The organism is Streptococcus koreensis (assembly GCF_003627135.1).
In the GTDB taxonomy this organism is placed as follows: Bacteria; Bacillota; Bacilli; order Lactobacillales; family Streptococcaceae; genus Streptococcus; species Streptococcus ilei.
The window spans coordinates 472,740-496,453 of record NZ_CP032620.1; the positions used below are offsets into that span (position 1 = coordinate 472,740).

24 protein-coding genes are annotated in these 23,714 nt (G+C 44.6%); 4 read left to right on the forward strand and 20 right to left on the reverse strand.

What is annotated here, in order from left to right; genetic code table 11:
- Positions 1–280 precede the first annotated feature (280 nt).
- Positions 281–2,005: an LPXTG cell wall anchor domain-containing protein gene (locus tag D7D50_RS02565; protein ID WP_120701384.1), complete on the forward strand. Its 1,725-nt coding sequence runs from the start codon at positions 281–283 to the stop codon at positions 2,003–2,005.
- Positions 2,006–2,175: 170 nt separating this feature from the next.
- Here D7D50_RS02565 and D7D50_RS02570 read toward each other — a convergent pair whose 3' ends face one another.
- From D7D50_RS02570 to D7D50_RS02595, 6 genes are all read right to left on the reverse strand, one after another.
- Positions 2,176–2,787 (reverse strand): Fic/DOC family protein, encoded by a 612-nt coding sequence (locus D7D50_RS02570; protein WP_120701385.1) that lies wholly within the window; start codon positions 2,785–2,787, stop codon positions 2,176–2,178.
- On the reverse strand, positions 2,780–2,968 hold the full coding sequence (locus tag D7D50_RS02575) for a hypothetical protein (protein ID WP_000171299.1): 189 nt from the start codon (positions 2,966–2,968) through the stop codon (positions 2,780–2,782). The genes D7D50_RS02570 and D7D50_RS02575 overlap by 8 nt, the downstream gene beginning before the upstream one ends.
- A gap of 293 nt (positions 2,969–3,261) precedes the next feature.
- The gene (gene rpmG, locus D7D50_RS02580; protein ID WP_001265622.1) at positions 3,262–3,411 is read right to left on the reverse strand and encodes a 50S ribosomal protein L33; all 150 of its coding nucleotides are present in this window, start codon (positions 3,409–3,411) and stop codon (positions 3,262–3,264) included.
- Positions 3,412–3,426: 15 nt separating this feature from the next.
- Positions 3,427–3,609 carry a 50S ribosomal protein L32 gene (gene rpmF, locus D7D50_RS02585; protein WP_003009516.1) on the reverse strand — a complete coding sequence of 61 codons (183 nt, stop codon included), beginning with the start codon at positions 3,607–3,609 and terminating at the stop codon, positions 3,427–3,429.
- 150 nt (positions 3,610–3,759) lie between these two features.
- Positions 3,760–3,960: a type II toxin-antitoxin system antitoxin gene (locus D7D50_RS02590; RefSeq protein WP_120701386.1), complete on the reverse strand. Its 201-nt coding sequence runs from the start codon at positions 3,958–3,960 to the stop codon at positions 3,760–3,762.
- 2 nt (positions 3,961–3,962) lie between these two features.
- Complete coding sequence (locus tag D7D50_RS02595; RefSeq protein WP_120701387.1) at positions 3,963–4,985, reverse strand: SPFH domain-containing protein; 1,023 nt, start codon at positions 4,983–4,985, stop codon at positions 3,963–3,965.
- Between the two features lie 187 nt (positions 4,986–5,172).
- On the opposite strand from D7D50_RS02595, the gene ilvD reads away from it, so the two are divergent.
- Positions 5,173–6,876: a dihydroxy-acid dehydratase gene (ilvD, locus tag D7D50_RS02600; RefSeq protein ID WP_023024956.1), complete on the forward strand. Its 1,704-nt coding sequence runs from the start codon at positions 5,173–5,175 to the stop codon at positions 6,874–6,876.
- 48 nt (positions 6,877–6,924) lie between these two features.
- On the opposite strand, the gene D7D50_RS02605 is transcribed toward ilvD, so the two are convergent.
- Positions 6,925–7,266, reverse strand: coding sequence for a metal-sulfur cluster assembly factor (locus D7D50_RS02605; protein WP_006595245.1), 342 nt, complete (start codon positions 7,264–7,266; stop codon positions 6,925–6,927).
- A gap of 844 nt (positions 7,267–8,110) precedes the next feature.
- Here D7D50_RS02605 and D7D50_RS02610 point away from each other — a divergent pair.
- Complete coding sequence (locus D7D50_RS02610; RefSeq protein ID WP_120701388.1) at positions 8,111–9,283, forward strand: CynX/NimT family MFS transporter; 1,173 nt, start codon at positions 8,111–8,113, stop codon at positions 9,281–9,283.
- Between the two features lie 239 nt (positions 9,284–9,522).
- Here the strand turns inward: D7D50_RS02610 and D7D50_RS02620 are convergent, their stop codons facing one another.
- The 11 genes from D7D50_RS02620 to D7D50_RS02670 form a co-directional block, all read right to left on the reverse strand.
- Complete coding sequence (locus D7D50_RS02620) at positions 9,523–10,695, reverse strand: LysM peptidoglycan-binding domain-containing protein (RefSeq protein ID WP_120701389.1); 1,173 nt, start codon at positions 10,693–10,695, stop codon at positions 9,523–9,525.
- A 446-nt stretch (positions 10,696–11,141) separates the two neighbouring features.
- Complete coding sequence (locus D7D50_RS02625) at positions 11,142–11,765, reverse strand: V-type ATP synthase subunit D (RefSeq protein WP_023024951.1); 624 nt, start codon at positions 11,763–11,765, stop codon at positions 11,142–11,144.
- A 21-nt stretch (positions 11,766–11,786) separates the two neighbouring features.
- Positions 11,787–13,184: a V-type ATP synthase subunit B gene (locus tag D7D50_RS02630; RefSeq protein ID WP_023024949.1), complete on the reverse strand. Its 1,398-nt coding sequence runs from the start codon at positions 13,182–13,184 to the stop codon at positions 11,787–11,789.
- A complete protein-coding gene (locus D7D50_RS02635; protein WP_120701390.1) occupies positions 13,171–14,961 on the reverse strand; it encodes a V-type ATP synthase subunit A in 1,791 nt (596 codons plus the stop codon). The genes D7D50_RS02630 and D7D50_RS02635 overlap by 14 nt, the downstream gene beginning before the upstream one ends.
- A gap of 53 nt (positions 14,962–15,014) precedes the next feature.
- Positions 15,015–15,689, reverse strand: a complete 675-nt coding sequence (locus D7D50_RS02640; protein ID WP_120701391.1) for a GNAT family N-acetyltransferase — start codon at positions 15,687–15,689, stop codon at positions 15,015–15,017.
- Positions 15,686–16,006: a V-type ATP synthase subunit F gene (locus tag D7D50_RS02645; RefSeq protein WP_120701392.1), complete on the reverse strand. Its 321-nt coding sequence runs from the start codon at positions 16,004–16,006 to the stop codon at positions 15,686–15,688. Before D7D50_RS02645 ends, D7D50_RS02640 begins: the two co-directional genes overlap by 4 nt.
- Positions 15,996–17,006, reverse strand: a complete 1,011-nt coding sequence (locus D7D50_RS02650; protein ID WP_120701393.1) for a V-type ATPase subunit — start codon at positions 17,004–17,006, stop codon at positions 15,996–15,998. Before D7D50_RS02650 ends, D7D50_RS02645 begins: the two co-directional genes overlap by 11 nt.
- Before the next feature lie 8 nt (positions 17,007–17,014).
- A complete protein-coding gene (locus D7D50_RS02655; RefSeq protein WP_120701394.1) occupies positions 17,015–17,605 on the reverse strand; it encodes a hypothetical protein in 591 nt (196 codons plus the stop codon).
- Between the two features lie 85 nt (positions 17,606–17,690).
- Entirely contained in the window at positions 17,691–18,170 is a 480-nt protein-coding gene (locus D7D50_RS02660) for a V-type ATP synthase subunit K (RefSeq protein WP_023024938.1), read from the reverse strand.
- A gap of 41 nt (positions 18,171–18,211) precedes the next feature.
- Positions 18,212–20,161: a V-type ATP synthase subunit I gene (locus D7D50_RS02665; protein WP_120701395.1), complete on the reverse strand. Its 1,950-nt coding sequence runs from the start codon at positions 20,159–20,161 to the stop codon at positions 18,212–18,214.
- Positions 20,151–20,474 (reverse strand): hypothetical protein, encoded by a 324-nt coding sequence (locus D7D50_RS02670; RefSeq protein ID WP_023027497.1) that lies wholly within the window; start codon positions 20,472–20,474, stop codon positions 20,151–20,153. The genes D7D50_RS02665 and D7D50_RS02670 overlap by 11 nt, the downstream gene beginning before the upstream one ends.
- Before the next feature lie 318 nt (positions 20,475–20,792).
- Between D7D50_RS02670 and D7D50_RS02675 the strand changes: the two genes are divergently transcribed.
- A complete protein-coding gene (locus D7D50_RS02675; RefSeq protein WP_237394710.1) occupies positions 20,793–21,581 on the forward strand; it encodes a MurR/RpiR family transcriptional regulator in 789 nt (262 codons plus the stop codon).
- Positions 21,582–21,830: 249 nt separating this feature from the next.
- Here the strand turns inward: D7D50_RS02675 and D7D50_RS02685 are convergent, their stop codons facing one another.
- Together D7D50_RS02685 and D7D50_RS02690 are read right to left on the reverse strand one after the other, a co-directional pair.
- The gene (locus D7D50_RS02685; RefSeq protein WP_120701397.1) at positions 21,831–22,724 is read right to left on the reverse strand and encodes an ROK family protein; all 894 of its coding nucleotides are present in this window, start codon (positions 22,722–22,724) and stop codon (positions 21,831–21,833) included.
- Positions 22,725–22,754: 30 nt separating this feature from the next.
- Entirely contained in the window at positions 22,755–23,672 is a 918-nt protein-coding gene (locus tag D7D50_RS02690; protein ID WP_120701398.1) for a dihydrodipicolinate synthase family protein, read from the reverse strand.
- Between the last annotated feature and the right edge of the window lie 42 nt (positions 23,673–23,714).

The window sequence follows — 23,714 nt, forward strand, 5'->3', positions numbered from 1 at the left end:
CCATCTATTTTATACTCATTTTTATTTTAACAATCAAAGTTATACTGTTGAAATAAGGTGCTTTTTGTGCTACAATTTACCTAAGAAGATAATCTTGTGATTTTTTTAACAAAGGGAGGGCTTTATTCTTAACAACTTCGTAACGAACAACCTAGTAACCTGTCGCAACACCGTGTAGTTTAATATCGACTCCATCTTTTGGAAACCTACTGATAGTCTTATTTGAACTAAGAGTAGGATTGTTTATTAAACACCCATTTTATGAAAAAGGAAGAAAATTATGGATAAAAAGAAATTTTGGATTTTTCCATTCGTTCTTTGTCTACTAGCCACCCTATTCACTTTAGGTTTGAATAAATCATCTGCTGAAACACCAACCGTCTCGATAACAGGAAAATTTGCGGACACGATTACCAGTGTCAACGTCACCAATAACGAGGGCGGAGATCTCACTTGGGAGTTAGAACAATGGGCAACTTTCCGAATTAATGCCACCTACGATTTGGCCGGAAAAAATGTCAAGGCAGGGGATACTACGGTCGTGACGGTTCCAGATGCTTTAATGATTACTTCGGATAACTTCGAGATTCGAGATGTTAATACCAACGAGATCATTGCTCATGCAACCGTAGATGCTGCAAAAAAATCGATTTCCCTCACCTACACAGATTATGTTGAAAAACACTCTGACACAAACGGCTCCTTCTTCTTCTATGCACGGATTGATTTTAAGAAGCACCCTGAAAAAGGAGAAATCCCGATTGAAATCACCATTAACAACGAACTAAAAATCGGCGGAAAGGTGACCTTCAAAGGAGTTGGAGACGGGAATCCCAAAGTCTTGACAAAGACGAGCTGGGTGAATTCAGACAATCACAAGAAGGTATCCTATACCATTTCTGTCAACCGGACCAGAGAAAATATCAATAGCGTGACCATTGAAGATCACATGAAATTTACCAATGCTTCTTATGTGCCTGGTAGCATCAAAATCTTAAAAGGTACCTTTGCCTTTGTAGCAGGTGAATGGCAATTTAGCAACCGAACAGATGTCACTGACCAACACAAGGTGACCATTAGTGAAGATGGTCAATCCTTTGTAGTTGACTTAGGCGATATCACTGAAAACGACCAGTATCGTATTGCTTACGACGTTGAGCTCAACTACGAGCCTGTAGATGGCGAACTCCTAAAAAATGATGCCATCTTAAAAGGAAAAAATACAGTAGTGAAAGAAGTAACCAATGCTGCCGCTGTACAAATCGCTGGTGGCTCTGGTGTTGGCTATGTATTTACTATCAATATCCACAAAGTAGATGATGCCAACCAACCTCTTCAAGGTGCCAAATTCAAGGTCGTACGTCAAGCGAACAACCAAGTCATCGGTGAGTATGTAACCGACGAAAACGGGAACATTACTGTCAGTGCTTTGCTAAAAGATAAGTATATCTTAACTGAAACAGAAGCACCCGCAGGCTACACCATCAAATCTGCAGATACAGAAGTCAATACTGAAGATTTCGGAGCCGATCACTCAGTAACTAAGACGATCGTCAATCCGAAGGAAGAAACAACCACGACTACTACTACGACTACGACCACGACTACAACGACTACGACAACAACTTCGACTACGACAACAACCGAAGAGCCAACTACTACTTCAACCACTACAGGTGAAACAACGACAACTACGACTACAACTGAAGAACCTACTACATCTTCAACTACTACAACAACCAAAGAAGATACAACAACGACTACTACGACAGGTGAAACAACGACAACAACTACCACAAGCGAAGAACCTACTACTAAAGTAACGACTACTCCAAACCCAACTCCGTCATCTTCAACAACTGAAGGTACCGGCGATGGCAAAGGTAAAGGTCGGAAGAAAGTTCTCCCAAGTACAGGTGAAGTTGCCGCTACTGGATTCATTGTTCTCGGAGCAGTTGTTCTATCAGGTGCTATCTTATTGAAACGTAAACTCTCACATCAATAAAGATGACTAAATCTCAACCTCTAGCTAATGGCTAGAGGTTTTTTGTGTATCTTTTTCAAGATCAAATGATGAAAAAATGGTATAAATTTTGAAAAGAAAAAACCTTGAAACTGAGTTTCAAGGTTTTTAATCTCAATTATTTAACCTTTGTAATTATCAAGTATTACAATCTATATTTCTTTTAATATTTTACCAAATAATTCTTCTAGCTTACCTAAGTCTCCATAGACAGTTCCGTCCATATAAAGGTTGTAAACTTCATCATCTTGTTCCACTCGTATTTGTGCAGAATATCCTTTTGATAGTGCTAAGGAACGAATAACTTCCCGTTGAGTTCGTCCATTACCTTCTCGAAAGGGATGGAAATAATTAAGATTATCAAGAATTTTTGCTAAATGTTTAATGATTTCATCTCTTGAGTTGGCAGTTTGATGATAGGAATGAATGAGATGATTTATATAAGTTTCCGCAGCATTAAACGACTGTATCGACATAAAAGGATTACCACTTTTAGAGATATTCACCTTGCGATATTGTCCTGACCAAGCATAAACATCTTGAAACAAATAGTTATGAATGGCTAAAATATTACTCATGGAATAGACTTTAATGGCTTTCAAGCGCAAATCTGCAAGTCTTTTAGTAACGAATAAGTGTTCATTTCGGTAGGCTTCTTCAATATTTGTAACATTTTGTTTATTGATTAAGACTGTGGAATTTGGATAGGTATATTGGTGATTGGGGTCAATGTACTCATAGCCTTCGTATTGATTTTTAACCAATATTCAATTCCTTTCGTTTGTTGATAACATAAGTTTTTAAATCAATCACATCTTGAACAGTAGGTTCATAATTTTCAATCATTGATGACCCAATAGCATACCAGACAGTATCAAAATCTGAAAAGTTATCAAAGGGAATCCCTAAAATTGTTAATTCTTCTTTATTTACATCAAGAGTCATGGCACACCTCCTTGTATAGAGTTGTCCTTATTATACCATAAAATCGGTATTTTCACCTAAAGGATAGAGACCAAAAGATATATGTAAGCGTATAGATTAATACTTACAGAACTAAAAATATTCCTCTGTTTTTAGTCCAACTGAAACCCACACTTTCCAAACCAGGTCTTAAGAAAAAAGGTAGAGAAAAAGGTAGAGTTTGAATTGAAATACAGTGCAATATATCGCATTTGGCAAAAAGAAAAAACGCTTGAAATCAGCGTTTTTCTTATGTATTGATTCGTATTGAACCCCTACTTCACTTCTGTAAACACAACGTGTTTGCGAAGTTTTGGTGAGTATTTCTTCAATTGAAGACGGTCTGGAGTGTTACGTTTGTTTTTAGAAGTAAGGTACAAGCGTTCACCAGATTCTTTGTGTTCAAGTGTAATATTTACGCGCATGGTATCTCCCTTCTATTATTCAGCTGATGCAGCTTTAGCGATCTTACGTCCTTTGTAGTATCCTTTAAGTGATACACGGTGTGAACGTGAGTAATCTCCAGTTGCTTCGTCAAAGTTTACAGATGGAGCTGTTACTTTGTAGTGCGTACGACGTTTGTTTTTCTTCGCTTTTGATGTGCGACGTGCAGGTACTGCCATTTCGTTTTTCTCCTTTTAAGATATAAATTCAATTAGGTTTGATTTTCATCAACTTTAACAGTATAACAAAACTTTTTTGTAAAGTAAAGTTACTTGACAAAAAATTATTAAAAAAATCTCCTGCCTCATCAAATGGGACAGGAGTTCTCCTTAAAGGTCTATTTCAAATGGCTCATCAATCATTTCCGAAACGTATTTGCCATCCTTTTTTCGTTGCTTGACACATTCTGTCAGCAGGTACTCGATCTGACCATTGACCGATCGAAAGTCATCTTCTGCCCATGATGCGAGAGCAGCATATAACTTGGCTGACAGTCTAAGTGGAATTTGCTTTTTCTTTTGATCAGCCATTCTTAATAGAGACTTCCTGTGTTGACAATTGGTTGTGCATCATGATTGCCACAGAGAACGACAAGAAGGTTCGATACCATGGCAGCCTTCCGTTCTTCGTCTAGCTCTACAATCTCTCCTTCGCTCAAGCGTTCAAGGGCCATTTCAACCATCCCAACTGCTCCATCGACAATCATCTTCCGCGCATCGATAATGGCAGACGCTTGTTGGCGTTGAAGCATCACAGCTGCGATTTCTGGAGCATAGGCCAAGTAAGTAATGCGAGCCTCTAGAATTTCAAGCCCAGCATCTTTAACACGCTCCTGAATCTCTTCTCGAATGCGACTGGCCACGATTTCACTGGAGCCTCGGAGACTACCCTCATCTGCCTGGCCATCTCCTGTCGTATCGACATTAGGAGCTACATCATAAGGATAGATGCGGACAATATTACGAAGGGCACTATCACACTGCAATGAGAGATATTCTTTGTAGTTATCCACATTGAAGACTGCTTTAGCCGTATCCACTACGCGCCAAGTAACTGCAATACCAATTTCTACAGGATTCCCTAAGCAGTCATTGATCTTCTGGCGAGAGTTGTTCAAGGTCATCACTTTTAAGGAAATATTCTTTTTACCTGTCTCTATGGAAATATTGTTGCCTTCTGCTGTTTTACTGACAGACATGGGGGACTTGGTGGTGACATCACCACTTTGGCCCAAGCGGGTGTTATTGGCAGGATTGACAGCGACACAGAAGGGATTGACAAAGTAAATACCCGCTTCGCGAATGGTTCCAATATAGTCCCCAAACAAGGTCAAGACCAAGGCCTCTTGCGGTTTAATAATTTTGATCCCCGCATAGCACACCAGACTAGCAATAAAGAGAAAAATACAGGTAATAACTCCAATTGCAAGCGGGAAGCCTTCTGGTAAACTAGCAATCGCACTAATAAAGGCAAAAACTAAAACAAGATCTCCAACTAGCAAGCCTACAAGGACAGCTAAGCCGTTTTTCTTTTGGGTTAAAATTTTTTCTTCCATGGGACGAGCCCTTCTTTCTTTGTGATATCTAAATGATATCACTTTGCTTTTAAAAGTCAAGATATAACTGTAAATTATTTTAGCAAAAACTAAGTGAGCTGAATTGTCTGAAAATTCAAGAATTTTCTTCTATCGTTGGGCTGTAAATTGTGCTATAATAATAAAAAAATACGTGAGAGGGAATCAGATGACAGAATTAGATACTCGCCATCGCAGTAGCGTCTACGATAGCATGGTTAAATCTCCTAACCGGGCTATGCTTCGGGCAACTGGGATGACCGATGAAAACTTTGAAAAACCAATCGTAGGGGTCATCTCTACTTGGGCAGAAAATACACCGTGTAACATGCACCTGCATGATTTTGGGAAACTTGCCAAAGAAGGTGTGAAAGATGCGGGAGCTTGGCCGGTCCAATTCGGAACTATTACTGTTGCGGATGGGATCGCTATGGGAACGCCTGGGATGCGCTTCTCCTTGACTTCTCGTGATATCATCGCGGACTCTATCGAAGCTGCTATGGGGGGTCATAACGTTGATGCCTTTGTGGCTATCGGTGGCTGTGACAAGAACATGCCTGGTTCCATGATTGCCATTGCTAACATGGATATTCCAGCAATCTTTGCCTACGGTGGTACCATTGCACCAGGTAATCTAAACGGTAAGGACATCGACTTGGTTTCTGTTTTCGAAGGGATCGGGAAATGGAACCATGGTGATATGACGGCCGAAGAAGTGAAGCAACTGGAATGTAACGCCTGCCCTGGCCCTGGTGGTTGTGGTGGAATGTACACTGCCAACACCATGGCGACAGCGATTGAGGTCCTTGGGATAAGCTTGCCAGGTTCATCTTCCCACCCTGCTGAATCAGCTGACAAAAAGGCCGATATCGAAGAAGCAGGTCGTGCAGTTGTCAAGATGCTTGAAATGGGCCTCAAACCATCTGACATCTTGACCCGTGAAGCCTTTGAAGATGCCATTACGGTGACTATGGCCCTTGGTGGTTCAACCAATGCGACCCTTCACTTGCTTGCGATCGCTCACGCGGCCAATGTGGACTTGACGCTTGAAGACTTCAACGATTTCCAAGAGCGCGTGCCTCACTTGGCAGACTTGAAACCTTCTGGACAATATGTTTTCCAAGACCTTTACAATGTTGGTGGTGTGCCAGCCGTCATGAAATACCTTCTGAAGAATGGTTTCCTTCACGGGGATCGTATCACATGTACTGGTAAGACTGTTGCAGAAAACTTGGAAGCTTTCGCTGATTTGACACCAGGTCAAAAAGTCATCATGCCACTTGAAAATCCAAAACGTGCGGATGGTCCATTGATCATCCTGAAAGGGAACTTGGCTCCAGAAGGGGCGGTTGCCAAAGTATCAGGTGTGAAAGTGCGTAACATCACCGGTCCTGCTAAGGTCTTTGACTCCGAAGAAGCTGCCATTGAAGCTGTTCTTTCGGACGAAATCGTGGATGGCGATGTTGTTGTCGTTCGTTTCGTAGGTCCGAAGGGTGGTCCTGGTATGCCTGAAATGCTGTCCTTGTCATCCATGATTGTTGGGAAAGGCCAAGGAGACAAGGTGGCTCTCTTGACAGACGGACGCTTCTCTGGTGGTACTTATGGTCTCGTTGTCGGACACATTGCACCTGAAGCCCAGGTCGGTGGTCCAATCGCCTACCTCCACACTGGTGATTTGGTAACAGTTGACCAAGATACTAAAGAAATCACCATGCACGTCTCAGACGAAGAGTTGGCGAAACGGAAGGCTGAAACAACCTTGCCACCACTATATAGCCGTGGGGTTCTTGGAAAATATGCCCACACGGTATCCTCTGCTTCACGCGGTGCCGTAACCGACTTCTGGAATATGGAACAGTCTGGTAAACAATAAGATATGAAAAAACTCACTTTACGAATTTGTAAAGTGAGTTTTATTGATTTATCGCGGTGGAAGGCCAAGTGCAATACGTCCATAACGGCTGATCCGGGTAATTTTCCAAGCTGGCGACCAGGTTACTTCTACTTTGACGTCTTCAATACCGTCAATTTCTTTTAGGCGAGCGACGATTTCGATAGGCAAACTTTCCGCACAGTCACAAGCGGTATCGGTAAAGGTCATGACTACCTTGCAAGTCCCTTCCTCATCCAGATCCAACTCGTAAATCAAACCAAGGTTGTAGACGTCCAATTCAACATCGGTATCAAACACAAGCTCTAACTTTTCAATCAATTGTTTCTCCAGTGCTAGGGCACGGTCGTTAATCTTGATATCCTCTCTCATCTCGCTATCCTTTCCCTCCTTTGATGAAGACTATTTTCTCACAATTCTGACAATAATGCAAGTTAACCTAGAATGAGATCGAATGACAGCTACAAATCAAACCATCCGTCTTAAGACTGATTTTAAATTACAGGAAGGTATCTTAAGCTTTCTTTAAGTTTTCCGATTTATACTAATACCATCAAATGAAGACCTCCTAACTTTGTTTGATAGAAAATCCTAAACTTTTTCATAATAATCTCCCATAAAGGCCACCAAATCAGGTGGCTTTTTTTATGGGAGTGAGACAGAACAATTTTTTAAAATTGTTCGTTGTCTCACCCCCCGCACAGTTGATTAGGTAATCTTTGGAGCTATAAGAGCGAACAAAGATACCAATCAACCACTGCGTTATGTAATTATTACCAAACCTATTTCCTTAAACCAATCCTAACAAGGACGTAGATGAGCTTAGGTACATTGATGCAGTTCGAACGACAGAGAGAACTACGTTCCTTATCTTTACGAGCATCCGTGAGTTTAGGTACGTTGACGCAGTTTGAACGCTAGTGAGAACTACGATCCTTAGAAATTTGAATGAGGTGAACTCAAGGAGTTCAACCGAATTTAGAGATATGGATGCAATTTGAGCGGAGCGAAAACTACGTTCCTATAAATATATATGCGAAGAAAGTTTGAAAACCTTCAAAATATTTTTTTCAGCTCTATCTTTCTATTGTTTACTATATTTATAGGCAAAACAGCTACTTTACAAGCTTTATTCATCGATAATCCTTTTGCCTCCTCCAAGTTCTTGTGCTATAATGATACGGATACTGTTCATTTTCAAGCAAGGAGGTACACTATGAAACAAAACCATTCACGTTTTCTCATTCCAGGAATTTTATTACTAGGAGTGGTCTTACGGGCCCCATTTACGACCCTCTCCACTGTCTTATCAGATATTGCTGCTAGCTTTGGTGTTGAGGTGAGTTCTCTCGGCCTCTTGACAAGTCTACCCCTCCTAACATTCGCTATTTTCTCTCCTTTTGCTACTAGCTGGGCGAGACGCTTTGGGATTGAGCGACTCTTTCTTGGAGTTTTGATCCTGATGACGATTGGATCTGCTCTACGCACCATCAATCTGCCTTTCCTCTATGTGGGAACTCTTTTGATTGGTGCTGCTATTGCCTTTATCAATGTCCTTCTACCAAGCTTGATCCAAGCTAATGAACCAAAACGTCTTGGCTTCTTAACAACCCTCTATATCACTGCAATGGGCTTGTCTACTGCGGTAGCTTCTTCTGTCGCTGTTCCTATTACTCAAGCTACCTCTTGGCAAGGCTTGGTCTGGGTGCTGACAGTTGTCTGTGCGGTCGCTCTTGTGATCTGGCTCCCTAATGCTCGCCACAATCATTATTTGAAAAAAAGCTCTTCTTCTCATGAAAATAAGACTAGCTGGTATAAGAATGGCAAAGTTTGGGCCATCATGCTTTTCTGTGGTCTCCAGTCTCTCTTATTCTATACCACGATGACCTGGCTTCCTACTATGGCAACCCAAGCTGGTATCAGTCAAGCCAATGCCGGAATTTTAGCATCTGTATTCACCCTGATGAGTCTTCCTTTCTCTATGACCATTCCAAGTCTCACCACCAGCCTTTCTGAACGAAACCGTCGCATCATGCTGATAACGACTGTCTTAGCTGGTTTTACTGGAATTGCCATGCTGTTACTAAAGACAGACAACTTCATTTACTGGTTGATTCTGAATATCTTGATTGGAAGTTTTACGAGTATCTTATTTCCTTACCTCATGGTCACCTTCTCCATGAAGTCTAGCTCTCCTGAGAAAACTGCTCAGCTCTCTGGACTAGCTCAAACAGGAGGATACGTCTTTGCTGCACTTGGACCTATCTTATTTGGTTCAAGCCAACAAATCTTCCACTCTTGGACACCCGGGATTCTAATTCTTCTTGTCGTTGCTTTATTTATGAGTATTGCTCTCTATCAAGTAGAACAATCTGATGTTATCCTTTAATCCAATAAACCCCATTGATCAAATGGGGTTTATTTTTTATACAAAAAAAGAGAGTGGGACAGAAATCGGTAATTCGTTAGAATTCGATTTCGTCGTCCCACCTCCGTACAGTTGAGTAGGGCTATAAAAGCTGATGAAATCAGCGTAGTAGAGCCCACTCAACCACTGCGTCTTGCTCGACAATCCAAAGACAATTAAGAGGCTGGGACTTTTGTCCCAACCTCTTTGCTATGACTTGATTATGGGTTGAATGACACGTGTACGTGGTCGTAGTGATTTTCTGTAACGCTACCACGATCTGGCATTTCATTCCAAGTGTTTGCTGGTCCATAAATGTTATTTACTGGAGCATAGAAACGTTGTTTCCAGATGATGTAAGAAATTCCATTTTCTTGCATGTGATCGATTGCATATTGAGCTACTTGATCACCAATCGCTGAACTTTCTGGAACCATAACGTCGATCGCAAGACCTTTACCGTGATCTTCTGGGTCACCAGGACGGTAACCACCGATATCAGTCAAGCCAAGTTCATTTATTACTTGTTCTTTGAAGCGAATCGCTTGAGGTTGAAGACCTTCATTTGAAGTAGGTGTCGCAGTTGAAGGAGTTGAAGCTGTCGTGTCAACAACTGGTGCTGGTGCACCATATTGTGGTGTTGAAGCAACCGCAGTAACTTCTGGTTCTGCTGGAACTTCAACGACTGGAGCTGGTTCAGCTACTGGAGCTACTGGTGCTTCCTCAACAACTGGTGCTGCTACAGGAGCCGCTACTTCAGCTGGCGCTGCAGCAGGTTGCGCAGGTGCCTCTTCAACAACTGGTGCTGGTGCTTCATCTGCTACTGGGGCTGCTGGTGCAGGTGTTTCTGCTGGTGCTTCTGGAGTTGACAAGCTTTCTGATACTTGGTCTGCCACTGCTGCTACAACTGCAGGTGCTTGAGGGAGTTCTACAGGTTGGTTGCTCTCATCTGCTACTGGTTTTGTCAAATCACCCACTGCAACAGTTTGGTTGTCTACTTTAATTTGGTTGTTGGTCAAATCAGCAGAAGTTGTCACAGTTGCATCAGCATTACCTGCTGTAGGAGTTTGGATTTCTACACCTGTCACTTGGTTTTGATCATTGACAGTTGTTGTCAAGACAGTTCCTGGGAAAATCAAATCAATGTTGCTGATTTGGTTCAAGTTTGCCAAAACAGTTACGTCAACATTCAAAGCTTCCGCAATCGTGCTTAGGGTATCCCCATACTTGATAGTGTAGGTTTGTTTGTTTTCTGAAGTTGAAATATCTGCACGAATTTCATCTACAGAACGGGCAACCCAGTCTCCATTTGATTCTGCTTTACCAGTTGTAAATGGCAAGACCGCCATAGCAACAGTCGAAGCAATTAGAGCTTTTTTGTTTACTTTCTTCATACGTTATTTCCTCGTTTTCTTATTATCGGAGATTTATCTCCAGACAGATACATTTAATATTCTACCACATTTTTTGCCCGAGGAATGACCCTTCTTTTCTTTTAATCTAACTGACCCTAATTTGTAACATTAACCCTTTCTTGTTACATTCTCTTAACATTTAGTGACAGTTAGTACTATTTGGATAATCAAATAAATTTGTTGTATCAGAAGCCTTCAAACGCCCTGAACAAAGAGATTTTAGAGGATTTTTCAGCTAAAATAGAAGCTAAAAACACCCCAAGTTCGTCTCCTGTAAACATCACTCGGGGTGCTATTTTTAACGGCTTTGTATCTTGTTAATAGAACACGCCTCCAACTCTTTGGAAAAAGATAAATCCAACTAGGAGCAATCACTCCGTCGTTGGATTTCCTAATTTCATCTTGCATTTTGTGGGCTTTATATCTTATTTGACCTTCATCATTCTGACCAGATTGGCGCGTTCGGCTTCTTCGAGTTTCATTTCGATATAATAGATGGTTTCCTTGAGGTCTGGGATAGTCGCATACTCCAGTCCATTGACCCGACGGCGCGTTTTTTCAATCTCATCGGCCATGAGCTGACAAGTTTTTTCAATCTCTGCTAAGCGCAACAGGTCTGGAAGGAGCTCTTCCATTTCTTGAATGGTGTTGTCCATCTGGCTATTGGAAGCCACGTAGCTGTAGACCACGTCTCCCTCATCGTCTCCATACGGATTATCAATATGGGCATGCATCTTGGGCACGCGCACACTCATGATATTCTCCGTCTCGATATGCAGACTGACCTCACGCGTCGGCACCGCAAAAATTTCCTGGACCATGAGGTCATTTTCCAGACATTTGGCGAGGACAAATTCTTGCATATTGCCAATGAGAGCTGCCTCAACCTTCTGGCGGAGGCGGTCATTTTCACGGACCGATTCGATGAAGCGTCGCATGAGCTCGTCTCGTTTGTCCTTGAGAAGTTTATGCCCTCTAGTTGCTGTCTTCAGACGCTCTTTGAGGGTGTTTAACTCCATCCGGGTGGGTTTGACATTTAATCGTGCCATTTGACTTCCTCCTTTCTACTCCTAGGCTTGTGCTTCCTTGGAAGTTTTTGGGAGGTATTCGTCGATCATATCATCCTTGATCCGCTTGAGCTCTGTCCTTGGCAAGATAGCCAGCAATTCCCAGCCCAGATCTAGACTTTCTTGAATGCTCCGATTGGTAGTAAAGCCTTGGTTGATGTATTCCTTCTCAAAGCGATCGGTAAATTTGACATAGAGCTTGTCTGTATCTGACAAGGCAGACTCCCCAAGCACCACGGCTAACTCTTTTGCTTGTTTCCCTTGGGCATAGGCCGCAAAGAGCTGGTTCATGGTCGCCGCATGATCTTTCCGAGTCTTCCCTTCACCAGATCCCTTGTCTTTCAAACGAGAAAGAGATGGAAGGACATTGATCGGTGGACGGTAGCCACTGTTGTAGAGATCACGGGACAGAATAATCTGACCTTCGGTGATGTAGCCTGTCAAGTCAGGAATAGGGTGGGTGATGTCATCTTCCGGCATGGAGAGGATCGGAATCTGGGTCACAGATCCTTTCTTTCCAACCAAGCGTCCGGCACGTTCGTAGAGGGTGGATAGGTTGGTATAGAGGTAACCTGGATAGCCCCGACGTCCTGGAACCTCCCGGCGGGCAGCGGATACTTCCCGAAGGGCTTCACAGTAGTTGGTCATGTCGGTCATGATGACCAAGACGTGCATGTCTTTTTCATAGGCCAAATATTCTGCCGCTGTCAAGGCAATCCGAGGAGTGGCTATCCGCTCGATAGCTGGGTCATTGGCTAGGTTGATAAAGAGGACAGAGCGGTCAATGGCTCCTGTTTCCCGAAGGTCATTCATAAAGAACTCTGCTTCTTCAAAGGTAATCCCCATCGCCGCAAAGACCACGGCAAAGTTTTCTTCGGAATTCAGTACCGTCGCTTGACGGGCAATCTGAGCTGCCAACTCCTTGTGAGGAAGACCAGAACCGGAGAAGACTGGGAGTTTTTGGCCCCGAACCAGGGTATTCAAGTGGTCAATGGCCGAGATTCCTGTCTGGATAAACTCATCCGGATAATCCCGCGAAACAGGGTTGATGGCTTGCCCATCAATGTCCAAGTACTTCTCTGGAATAATCTCCGGACCACCATCGATGGGTTTGCCCATCCCGTTAAAGATGCGGCCCACCATGTCTTCGGACACTGGAAGTTCTAAGGGACGTCCGGTAAAGCGGACTTTGGCTTTTTCCAAGTTGATCCCGCTAGATCCTTCAAAGAGCTGGACCATGGCCTTGTCTTCTTGGACTTCGAGGACTTGTCCCTGACGCGTTGTACCGTCATGGAGCTTGATTTCTACGAGTTCATTGTAGCGAACCCCTTGAACCTGATCGACAATCATCAAGGGGCCAACAACTTCGCTGACAGTACGGTATTCTTTAATCACGCTCATTGTCTACTCCTCCTTGGGCTACGATTTGGTGTAGGGTTTCTACGATTTCTTCTTTCAGGGCTTGAATGGTGGCCAACTGATCCTCATGGATGAACTTGCTACGGGCAATGCGGTCCCGAAGATCTACCGTTCCTTCCATGATTTCTGTGAAGTAGGCCCCTAATTCCAACGCTTTTTGACTTTCTTGGTCAAAGGTCAGAATATTGGTCAACAAGGCAACCTGCTTGCTGAAAGAAGTATAGGTGTCTACCTCATCAAAGGCATTTTGTTGCAGGTAGTCTTCGCGGATCATCTTGGCCGCATTCATAGTCAAGCGGTCTTTTTCAGACAAGGAGTCCAAACCAACCAGGCGCACAATCTCTTGCAATTCACTCTCTTTTTGCAACAGATTCATAGCACGGGTCACTTTTTCTGCCCAGCTAATCTGCTCATGCTGATCGATATATTGGCCTACCTCATCTTGGTAAAGGGAATAAGAGCTCAACCAGTTGATGGCTGGGAAGTGGCGTCGTTGCGCCAACTGAGCATCTAGTCCCCAGAAGACCTTGACAATTCGCAGGGTGTTTTGCGTTACGGGCTCTGAGATATCTCCACCCGGAGGGGAAACGGCACCGATGGCGGTAATAGATCCTTCACGTGCAGTGGTACCAAGTGTCTTGACCCGTCCGGCCCGTTCGTAGTACTCGGCAATCCGGCTACCAAGATAGGCTGGGTAGCCTTCATCTCCGGGCATTTCTTCTAGACGACCAGACATTTCACGAAGAGCTTCTGCCCAGCGCGATGTCGAATCGGCCATGATGGCAACGGAATAGCCCATATCACGGAAGTATTCTGCAATAGTAATCCCTGTGTAGATGGAAGCTTCCCGCGCCGCCACTGGCATATTAGAAGTGTTGGCAATCAGAACCGTCCGTTGCATAATGGATTGGCCAGTTGTTGGATCAATCAATTCTGGAAACTCATTCAGAACGTCTGTCATTTCATTTCCACGTTCTCCACAACCAACGTAAATTACGATGTCAACATTGGCAAACTTAGCCACCTGGTGTTGCACGACGGTTTTTCCAGCTCCGAAAGGTCCAGGAACTGCCGCAGCACCACCTTTTGTCACTGGGAAGAAGGTATCAATAACCCGTTGACCTGTGACCAAAGGCTCTACTGGGATCAGTTTTTGTGCAAAGGGGCGGCCACGACGAACCGGCCATTTTTGCATCAAGGTTCCGGTAAAGAGGCTGCCATCAGCCTGCTCAATCTCATAAACTGGCTCCTCTACTGTGTAAGAACCTGCTGCAATCTTGGTCACACGCCCACTGACTCCGTAAGGCACCATGATGCGGTGTTCCACCATATTGGTCTCTTGAACGGTACCGACGATGTCTCCAGCGACCACCTCTCTCCCTTCTACCACAGTCGGTTCGAAGGTCCATTTGGTGTTACGGTCTAGATTTGGAACCTGAACCCCACGAATAAGGAAGTCACTGGCTGTGACTTCTTGGAATCGTTCCAAGGGGCGTTGGATCCCGTCAAACATCTGAGAGATCAAACCTGGTCCCAACTCAACAGAGAGGGGAGCCCCAGTTGTGACCACCGGTTCACCTGGTCCGACTCCAGACGTTTCTTCATATACTTGGATAGATGCCTCATCCCGACGCATCTCAATAATTTCGCCAATCAATCCAAGATCGCCGACCCGGCAAATATCTTGGATATTGGCCTCCTGCATCCCTGATGCGACCACCAAGGGACCGGAAACTTTAATAATTTTTCCTTGAGTCATGTATTCCTCCTGGGAATCCTTTGTTTCTTTGTATTACTTTTGCACCATATCGGCTAGAGATTGCTTTTGTTGACCATTTTAGTTGGATCTAACCAAGCTTCGAAGCGCTCTTTGATAGCTGGCCATTCTTGGTCAATGATGGACAACCAATCTGTGTCTCTAGTCCGACCTTTATAAACAACAGCCTGACGGAAACAGCCTTCATAGGTGAATCCCAGACGCTCAGCTGCTTTGCGCGAAGCTTGGTTTAAGGCATCACATTTCCACTCATAGCGTCTATATCCTAAATCCTCAAACACATAGCGCGCCAAGAGATACTGTGCTTCGGTTGCCATGCGCGTCTTCTTGAGCGCTGGTGAGTAGGTCACTGCTCCAACTTCGATCACCCGGTTGGCTTGATCCATCCGCATGAGAGAGAATGTCCCTAAAGCCTTGCCGGAATCTTTGTCTACAATCGCATAGTAAAAGCGATCTTGGGCTGTCAAGAAATCATTCAACAAGCGGTCCCACTCAGCCTCATTGTGGGCAGGGCCTTTGAACAGAAAGGTCCACATATCTGCTGGGGAGGCTGGCCCGTAGACCTGATAAAGATCCGCTCCGTGTTTTTCCTTTGACAGGCGCTCGATTACGGTATAGCGACCCTCGATCCGTTCAATAGCTGGTAGACGCCCCGGTGTAAAATCCGGCAGCGCATCTCCAATCGCTTGGCCAAATTCATTTATTCTCATAAAATATCCTGCCCCACTGCTTTTTCGACATTATCGCGAATGCGTTTCCGTCCTAGCCCAGTCGATCCCTTATGAGTAGGAATCAAGATGACTGCTGGAGTTACTTGGCGATCGTAGTGGGCAATGGTATCTGGGATTTCCTGAGCCATATCTTCCGTCAGATAGATGATGCCAAAATCTTCTTGGCTCAAGTGACGTAAGGTATTAATGGTTTCCTGAGCCTCTGCTACGGGAAAGGTCTGAAAGCCAATCATCTGAAAAGGAAGGATAGCATCTCGGTTTCCCACAACGGCAATTTTTTGCGTTTTACTGGCCATAGATCGGTCTCATCCTTTCTTTTATTTTGTCAATTGGAAGCTGATTGTCCAGACCTGTCAAGACCAAACGTAAATTCTTCACCTCTAGCTCTTTTCCGAAAAGATAGCGAGCTAAAGGCAAGGGGCCGTCTGTCTCAAAGGAAGCTTGTTCCAAAATTCGGTACTTAATCACATGCTCCAGGTATTCCACTGTCTCAGCGCTCACTCTCCCTGCTCGCATCTGCTCTTCGTACCGAGTCAATTCCACATCATAAGGCAAGGGATTGACTTGTTGAAACCAACTGATGAGGTTGCCCTGCTTCACACATTGGATGACTTCTCTTGCTGAGAGAGTTCCAGCATCGGACAAGAGTTGCTTCATAAAGCTTCCTGGCTTTTTCAGGCTGAGGGCTCGCTCAACTGTGATGACATTGTAACAATCAATGGTCAAGGTGACCAGCGATTCTAAAAGTGGATGCTCGAGGTTTTCTGCCAAGCGTTTGAGATGATCAAAGTAAGCTAGATCCATGCCGATTTCCAGAACCCGAATATCCTGATAGTCGACATATTCCTGCCAGGTTGCTGCTACTTCTTGAGCCATAAACTCTGGGCAGTTCTCTGAAGAAAAGGTCTTGGCTACTTGTTCAAGAACTGCTAAGGAATAGGGACCTGCATCCAATAATAGGAAGTTCAGCTCCCGCCCCGTTGCTCGCTCTTTCAAGAAGACCTTGAGATTGTGATAGGTGTACTTGAGGGCAAAGAGGTCAACCACAGCTGGATTCGGAGCTACTTGATAAGCCCAATCATACTCTGCTAGAAGGTGCTTCATCAAGGCTTGCTCGACCACTTGGACTTGACGCAATTGATCCGCCTCCAAGGCATAGGCCGTCCCTTGCAAGAGACTGGCACGCGCTTCTGCATCAGGGCTGTTCAGAAGGGCATCAAACTGAGCTGGGCTCAAAAAACTAGCTTCACGTACACTAATCCCGGTATTTACTTGAGAATACGTCCGTTCACTCATAGGCCCTCCTAGTTCTTCTCTTCTTTAAAAATGCTGGCTGCCATATGGAAGCTCTGCTCCTCCCGTACAGCATCGACGAGATCTCGGTAGAGATAGCTGGCATCCACTTTGCCAAAGGAAAGGATAAAACCTGCTTCTTGTGCAAGAGTTTCTTTTGCTAACTGAAGCTGTGGATAGGCCTCTATCAAATCCTGACGATCTTGATCCGTCAGTTTTTCTGCCGTCACAGCACCTAGGGTTAAGACCATTGCTTGGTCTTCATAACGAGGAAGAACGCGGTGAAGAAATGCGAGTTCTTCTTCACGCGACCAAGCCGCCATTTTTTGGTAGGCGTCCGCAAACAACTCTTTTAAAACCCGTTGCTTGGTGACCAATGTCGATTGGCGTTTTTGATTTTCGATTTGTTGGCTTTCACGTTGCAAGTGGCGCTCAATGGTCTGCAATTGAACCGCCCGTTGGTGTAACTTTTCTTCTACCAAACGAGCTTCCTGCAACTGGGCTTCTGCTTGGACCTTAGCCGTCGCTTCCGCCACTAATTTCCGGCCTTTTTCATGGGCCTGTTCAAGGATGGAGTCCTTTAATTGGGAATAATCCGTCATTGTTTCTATTTCCTCCTTTGGAGTTCTTCCCCACCGATAAAAGACGAAGAGAAGCCTCCTCTTCTTTGACTTAGGTGTGTCTAAATTAGCCGACGCGAAGAGTCAAAAGGAAGGACACAACGAAGGCCAAGATGGCATAGGTTTCAACCATGGCTGCAAGGATAACCCCTTTCATCATGTCTTCTGGACGTTTTGCCAAGATTTGCATCCCAGCAGTTGCGACATTCCCTTGGTGTTTCGCTGAGAAATAGCCAACAATCGCTACTGGAAGAGCTGTGAAGAAGTAAGCAACTCCTGTTTCAAGAGCCATATCTGGCTTAATTTGCAACCAGATCAAGATCCCGATAACGAAACCATACAGACCTTGTGTACCTGGCAACAATTGCAAGATCAAAGCTTGGGCAAATTTTTCTGGTTGTTCTTTCAAGAGTGCGGCAGCAGCTTGACCAGTCTTACCAACACCGAGGGCTGAACCCATTCCGCTAAGAGCCACTGCAATGGCTACACCAAGTGCTGCAAAGAAGGCACCCCCATGGGTTGAGAAATATGAAGCTAAAGATTCCATGAATATACTCCTATAAAATTTTTTATGATTGATTTACTGAATTATTTTTTTGTTTTAACATAGCGTTCTGACGGTTTTAGAGGTCGGAAGGGTTTGCCACCACCCTCGTAGAACTTGCCAAAGAACTCGACAAAGATCAAACGAGCCCCGTGCACGTAGCCTGATAAGAAGGACAGGAACATGTTGATAGCATGGAGTAGGACAAAGAGGACAAGGCCGACTGTGAACCGTCCCAGAGTCGGGAAGAGATTGACAATCAAGTTAAAGGCTGACCCGATGCTAGCCCCAGATAAACCGAGCGCCATCAAACGGGTGAAGCTGACCAGGTCTCCGACATAGCCACTAACATTGTAGAGGTTAAACAAACCTGCTGCTAATCCTGATAATTTCTTGGCACTGACAATGGACACCACCAGAATCCCAATCGCATTGAGAATAGCTAGCCACTGGCCAATGGGAACTAGGTAGGATAAGCCTGGTAGGATATTCCCGACTGCTAAGAGCATCAAACCTAATAAGATCAAGACCCAGGCAAAGCCTGCATTGTAGGCTTCCGTATAGTCTTTCAGACGGACATTTTTCATCCCTCCTAGGAAGAGACCAACCAAAACGGTGATGAAACCAAAGACAACCGATAGGATCAAGATGGTCATAGCATTGGTGGTCGTGCTGATCAAAGCAAAGGGCATCTCAAAGCCGAAGAAGGAACCATATACGACTCCCCAAAGGGCTACCGAGATTCCTAAGAGGCAGAAAAAGCGAAGGTTTTTTGCTGCGCTCGGCCGTAGCTGGAAAGCTTTTAGAGCAAGGCCAGTTGCCAGCGTTAACAAGAGGCCATAGCCAATATCTGCTACCATCATTCCAAAGAAAACAAAGTAGAAGAGAGAGACGATTGGCGTCGGATCTTTCTCGTAATACTTGGGCAGGGCATACATCTCAGTCACCAACTCGAAAGGCTCCACCAAGGCATTGTTTTTCAGTTTGATTGGCACCTGATCCCATTCTTCTTGGGTAGCCTCTCGCGTCTGCAAGACGACTTGGTTCCCAAATTCCTTTTGAAGTTTGCCCTTTAAAGCTTCGAGTTGAGAGGTCTCAATCCATCCTTCTAATGCGACTAGATGGGCTGTACTGGCAAGAGAGCCTTTAGCCTCTTCCCGAGCTCCTAGACTCAAGACATAATCGAGTTGGTACTTGAGTTGGTTGAGATCTTCCTTGGCTTGGCTGAGCCTTTCCAAAGTAGCCGCTTCAACAGCTCCTTGTTCTTTGATCTCTCTCTTGAGTTGCTCCAAACGTTCTTTCGGCAGGGTCTCTCCCTGATAGTCAAACTCTTTGAAATGCGAACTGGTCAGCGTATCTTGAAGATCCGCTAAGTCACCAGACTTATACAGGACAACGACTCCATGCTCTGTTTCCGAGCTGAAAACTACATCAACCTCTACATCTGGGTGCGCTAGCAAGGCTTGACGCGCCTGATCCTGTTCACTATTGGGAATGGTGCCGATTAAGCCATGAACATAGCGGAAACGCTTGAGCTGGTCCGGTGTCATTGTCAAGTCAACCCATTTTTCCAAAGAGGCAAGCTCTTCTTGGGCTAGCTGGATGCGATCCCGCGCCTTTGCTAAGACAGCCAATTGTTTTTGCACCGACTGTAAGAGACGTTGCTCATCACGGATAAGCCCATGAGACTCTAAATCGTGAAAAGATAAAGACAAGGGAGCTTCTTTTAGTTTTTCTAATCCCTTCTTTTGAGGAATGAAAGGCTCCAAAGCTTGAATGGCCTTTTCTAACTGCTCTTCCCGACGTCTTAGTTCATCCAGTCTTTGAGCTGATCCTTTGGTCCTATCACTCGTCTGGAAAGCAACTTGCCAGTCCTCTTGCTCGCTCAAATCATAGATTTGGACGGATTCCTCTGACTGGAGCGACAAGAGAAGCTCGTCCATTAGATTTGTGGGCAAGACTAGGGAAAGGTGTTGCATTGGGCTAATTGCCATAGGTTGCTACCACCTTTTCTACAATTTCGTCTACCAAAGCTGCTCGCTTATTTGTCATGGCTTGCTGCACCTTTTCGTCATTGCGCTGGCTGGTCACTGCAAGGTCTGCTGCCAAGCTAGCAATCGTCGCTCTCGAGGACTCTTCCCGCTCTGCTACTAGCTTTGCGGTCTCTTTGTCATAGGATGCTGCCACCTCCTGTAGGTGATCACCTAACTGTTGGCGCAAATCTTGGACCTGATCTTCGTAACTTGCGACAACGGCTTCTGCCGCCATTTCAATCTCTTGCATCATTTCTAGAGTTGCGTTGGCCATCACTCCACCTCCTTACCTCTTCCTTTACGAGAAGGAACAAATTCTTGTGTAAATTATAACATATTTTAACAACTTTTTTCAGCGTCTTTCCTTTGTTTCCAGAGGTTATTTTTTTTACAAAGTTGATTCAAAAGAGACGCTGATTCTGTTCCTTCTTTCAGTCGTTCGCTGGTCGTACTCCTTGTATATCCCGGTTTTTTATGTTATACTGTGAAATATATTATAGGATTTTCTCCATGTGTAACCTCAGTTGAAAGGAGGACCGCTGTGAAACAAGATCGTGATCTCCGAAGCATTATTAAGAGCCATCAAGAAGAAATGACGGAGCTAGAGTTAGACATCGCCCGCTATTTTTTATCTCCTGAAGCACAGCAACACTCTCTTTCCTCGTCTAGAGTGACGGAACTGTTGCATGTATCCAAAGCTGCTTTGACCCGTTTTTCCCAAAAGTGTGGCTTCACAGGCTATCGAGAATTTATCTATCACTTTAACGAAGAAACCAAATCTCAAAAACAACAATCCCCGCACGATGAATTAACCCAGGATGTCTTGCGTCGCTACCAACATGTCCTTCAGGCTACAGAAAACCTAGCAAAAGATGACCAAATCAAAGAAGTCGCTAACTTAATCACTCAAGCAGATCGGGTCTACTTCTTTGGAAAAGGAAGCTCAGGATTGGTGGCTTCTGAGATGAAACTTCGTTTCCTCCGACTAGGCGTTATTTGTGAGGCCTTAACCGATCAAGACGGCTTTGCATGGACGACCAGTATCTTGGATAAATCCTGTCTGGTCATTGCCTTCTCTCTGTCGGGAACCACACGCTCGATTATCCATAGCCTCTTGGATGCTCAAGAAATGGGGGCAAAAACCGTTCTTCTTACGGCTCAACCAGACGCTATCAAAGATGACTTTACGGAAATTTTACCAGTTGCTCCCCTACCTGGAAGCACCTATATTGACCGTATTACGGCGACCCTGCCATTCTTAACCACGATTGATTTAATCTACGCTCACTTTCTTGAAATGGATCGGGAGCGCAAAGAGAGAATTTTCAATAGCTATTGGGAAAACAAAAAACTCAATGGCTACGATTCACGTAGACGGTAGTCTCCATATGTATCACCAGGCGCCAAGGGCTTTTGCCTTCGGCACCTGGTTTTTCTTTTCCACAAAAAGAGAGTGGGACAGAAATCGGTAATTCGTTAGAATTCGATTTCATCGTCCCACCTCCGCACAGTTGAGTAGGGCTGTAAAAGCTGATGAAATCAGCGTAGTAGAGCCTACTCAACCACTGCGTCTTGCTCTACAATGCAAAGAAAATTGAAAGGCTGGGACTTTTGTCCCAGCCTTTTCGATTTAATTGCGTCTAGCTTGCTGTTGCTTGAAATGGTAGTAAGCTCCTATCATCCCCGCCGTATTTTGATGATGCGCAAACTCCAATTGTGTTTTGTCTGCAAGGCTTGGAACGAGGGAGTCTTTGAGGGCGACTGAAATTTTTGGTTTCAATATAGCTTCCTGTCCCATGACCCCACCACCAAGAATGACCACTTGAGGATTGACAACATAACAGATATTGGCAAGCCCCTTACCTAGGTAGTCGACCATACGATCGATTCCCGCCATACAGATGGTATTTCCTTGGGTCGCTTCCTTGAAAATACGACGACCACTCCATTGTTCGACAGGGTCCCCATGTTGCTTGGCAACATATTCAACTAAAGCTGTTGTTGAAGCCAAATCTTGGAAGGCGCCATCTTGAAGATGGAGGTAACCGACTTCACAGGCAGAATTGCTAAATCCATGGAAAATCTCCCCATTGATTAGGAGACAGCCACCGATTCCAGTGCCGACTGTTAAACAGACCGCAACTTGAGCCCCCTGGCCATTCCCTGACATGACTTCTGCTAAACCAGCACAGTTGACGTCATTTTCAATTTCGCAGGGAATATGATAGGCATCTTCAATTTCTTTTTTAAACTGAGTTCCCGCATAATTGGGAATCTGAGGTCCCGCATAAAAGATTTCCCCCTTATCGGGATCAACCATGCCAGCTGACGAAATACAGACTCCAAGAATATTATTTTCTTCGAGGTAAGATTCTACTAAAGCTTTGGTTTTCCCTAGAATTCCAGGTCCCCCTTTTTCAGCTTCTGTCGGCATTTCATGCGACTCAATCAAATTCTCTGCTTCATCAATCAGACCATATTTAATATTGGTCCCACCGATATCAATCGCTAGGTAATAGGCCATACACCTCTCCTTTCCGATTTCCATTCCTTTTTAAAGAAAACGTTCCTTAACTTCACGGATTAAACTAGCTGCCTTTTGAACCACTTCCTGATCTGTTTCAGTTACTGGAGTTAATGGACTCCGAACAGATCCCAGTTCTAGACCTTCATTGATCCGCAAGACTTCTTTAATGACTCCATACATGTTTCCATGAGCAGACGTCAAGACTCCGATGATACCATTGATGGCAAACTGCAAGGCACGCGCAGTCTCCAAGTCCTTATCCGCAATCAATTGATTGAGTTTCAAGAAGAGCTCAGGCATGGCACCATAAGTACCTCCAATCCCCGCTCCTGCCCCCATCAGACGGCCACCTAAGAATTGTTCATCTGGACCATTGAAGACGATATGGTCATCGCCTCCCAAAGAAGCAAAGGTCTGAATATCCTGAACAGGCATAGAGGAATTCTTGACCCCAATCACCCGTGGATTTTTCAACATTTCTTTATACAGACTCGGTGTCAAAGCTACCCCTGCCAATTGCGGGATATTGTAGATGACAAAGTCTGTGTTTGGCGCTCCTGCGCTGATTTCATTCCAATAGTGGGCGACACTATACTCTGGCAAGCGGAAGTAGATTGGCGGAATGGCCGCAATGGCATCTACTCCTAGTTCTTCTGCATGTCGTGCCAATTCCACGCTATCCTTGGTGTTATTGCAGGCTACGTGAGCGATGATGGTCAATTTCCCTTTAGCCACTGCCATGACTTCTTCCAAGACTAGCTTGCGATCGGCCACGCTCTGATAGATACATTCGCCGGAAGATCCGTTGACATACAAGCCCTGCACACCTTTCGCGATAAAATATTCTACGAGAGCACGCACCCGCTCCGGGCTAATTTCTCCTTGGTCATCATAGCAAGCGTAAAAAGCTGGGATGACTCCTTCATATTTTTTTAAATCTGACATTCTTTTTTCCTTTCACGAATGTTTACAAAATCCTATTTTTTC

What these genes read in the sequence shown, in the direction of transcription:
- D7D50_RS02630 (WP_023024949.1), bottom strand. Translation starts at nt 13,184, where the DNA reads ATGAGCGTGATTAAAGAATACCGTACTGTCAGCGAAGTTGTTGGCCCC.
- D7D50_RS02650 (WP_120701393.1), bottom strand. Translation starts at nt 17,006, where the DNA reads ATGAGTGAACGGACGTATTCTCAAGTAAATACCGGGATTAGTGTACGT.
- D7D50_RS02590 (WP_120701386.1), bottom strand. Translation starts at nt 3,960, where the DNA reads ATGGCTGATCAAAAGAAAAAGCAAATTCCACTTAGACTGTCAGCCAAG.
- ilvD (WP_023024956.1), top strand. Translation starts at nt 5,173, where the DNA reads ATGACAGAATTAGATACTCGCCATCGCAGTAGCGTCTACGATAGCATG.
- D7D50_RS02620 (WP_120701389.1), bottom strand. Translation starts at nt 10,695, where the DNA reads ATGAAGAAAGTAAACAAAAAAGCTCTAATTGCTTCGACTGTTGCTATG.
- D7D50_RS02640 (WP_120701391.1), bottom strand. Translation starts at nt 15,689, where the DNA reads ATGAGAATAAATGAATTTGGCCAAGCGATTGGAGATGCGCTGCCGGAT.
- D7D50_RS02645 (WP_120701392.1), bottom strand. Translation starts at nt 16,006, where the DNA reads ATGGCCAGTAAAACGCAAAAAATTGCCGTTGTGGGAAACCGAGATGCT.
- rpmF (WP_003009516.1), bottom strand. Translation starts at nt 3,609, where the DNA reads ATGGCAGTACCTGCACGTCGCACATCAAAAGCGAAGAAAAACAAACGT.
- D7D50_RS02625 (WP_023024951.1), bottom strand. Translation starts at nt 11,765, where the DNA reads ATGGCACGATTAAATGTCAAACCCACCCGGATGGAGTTAAACACCCTC.
- D7D50_RS02575 (WP_000171299.1), bottom strand. Translation starts at nt 2,968, where the DNA reads ATGACTCTTGATGTAAATAAAGAAGAATTAACAATTTTAGGGATTCCC.
- D7D50_RS02565 (WP_120701384.1), top strand. Translation starts at nt 281, where the DNA reads ATGGATAAAAAGAAATTTTGGATTTTTCCATTCGTTCTTTGTCTACTA.
- D7D50_RS02685 (WP_120701397.1), bottom strand. Translation starts at nt 22,724, where the DNA reads ATGGCCTATTACCTAGCGATTGATATCGGTGGGACCAATATTAAATAT.
- D7D50_RS02690 (WP_120701398.1), bottom strand. Translation starts at nt 23,672, where the DNA reads ATGTCAGATTTAAAAAAATATGAAGGAGTCATCCCAGCTTTTTACGCT.
- D7D50_RS02595 (WP_120701387.1), bottom strand. Translation starts at nt 4,985, where the DNA reads ATGGAAGAAAAAATTTTAACCCAAAAGAAAAACGGCTTAGCTGTCCTT.
- D7D50_RS02655 (WP_120701394.1), bottom strand. Translation starts at nt 17,605, where the DNA reads ATGACGGATTATTCCCAATTAAAGGACTCCATCCTTGAACAGGCCCAT.
- D7D50_RS02610 (WP_120701388.1), top strand. Translation starts at nt 8,111, where the DNA reads ATGAAACAAAACCATTCACGTTTTCTCATTCCAGGAATTTTATTACTA.
- D7D50_RS02675 (WP_237394710.1), top strand. Translation starts at nt 20,793, where the DNA reads ATGACGGAGCTAGAGTTAGACATCGCCCGCTATTTTTTATCTCCTGAA.
- D7D50_RS02635 (WP_120701390.1), bottom strand. Translation starts at nt 14,961, where the DNA reads ATGACTCAAGGAAAAATTATTAAAGTTTCCGGTCCCTTGGTGGTCGCA.
- rpmG (WP_001265622.1), bottom strand. Translation starts at nt 3,411, where the DNA reads ATGCGCGTAAATATTACACTTGAACACAAAGAATCTGGTGAACGCTTG.
- D7D50_RS02660 (WP_023024938.1), bottom strand. Translation starts at nt 18,170, where the DNA reads ATGGAATCTTTAGCTTCATATTTCTCAACCCATGGGGGTGCCTTCTTT.
- D7D50_RS02605 (WP_006595245.1), bottom strand. Translation starts at nt 7,266, where the DNA reads ATGAGAGAGGATATCAAGATTAACGACCGTGCCCTAGCACTGGAGAAA.
- D7D50_RS02670 (WP_023027497.1), bottom strand. Translation starts at nt 20,474, where the DNA reads ATGGCCAACGCAACTCTAGAAATGATGCAAGAGATTGAAATGGCGGCA.
- D7D50_RS02665 (WP_120701395.1), bottom strand. Translation starts at nt 20,161, where the DNA reads ATGGCAATTAGCCCAATGCAACACCTTTCCCTAGTCTTGCCCACAAAT.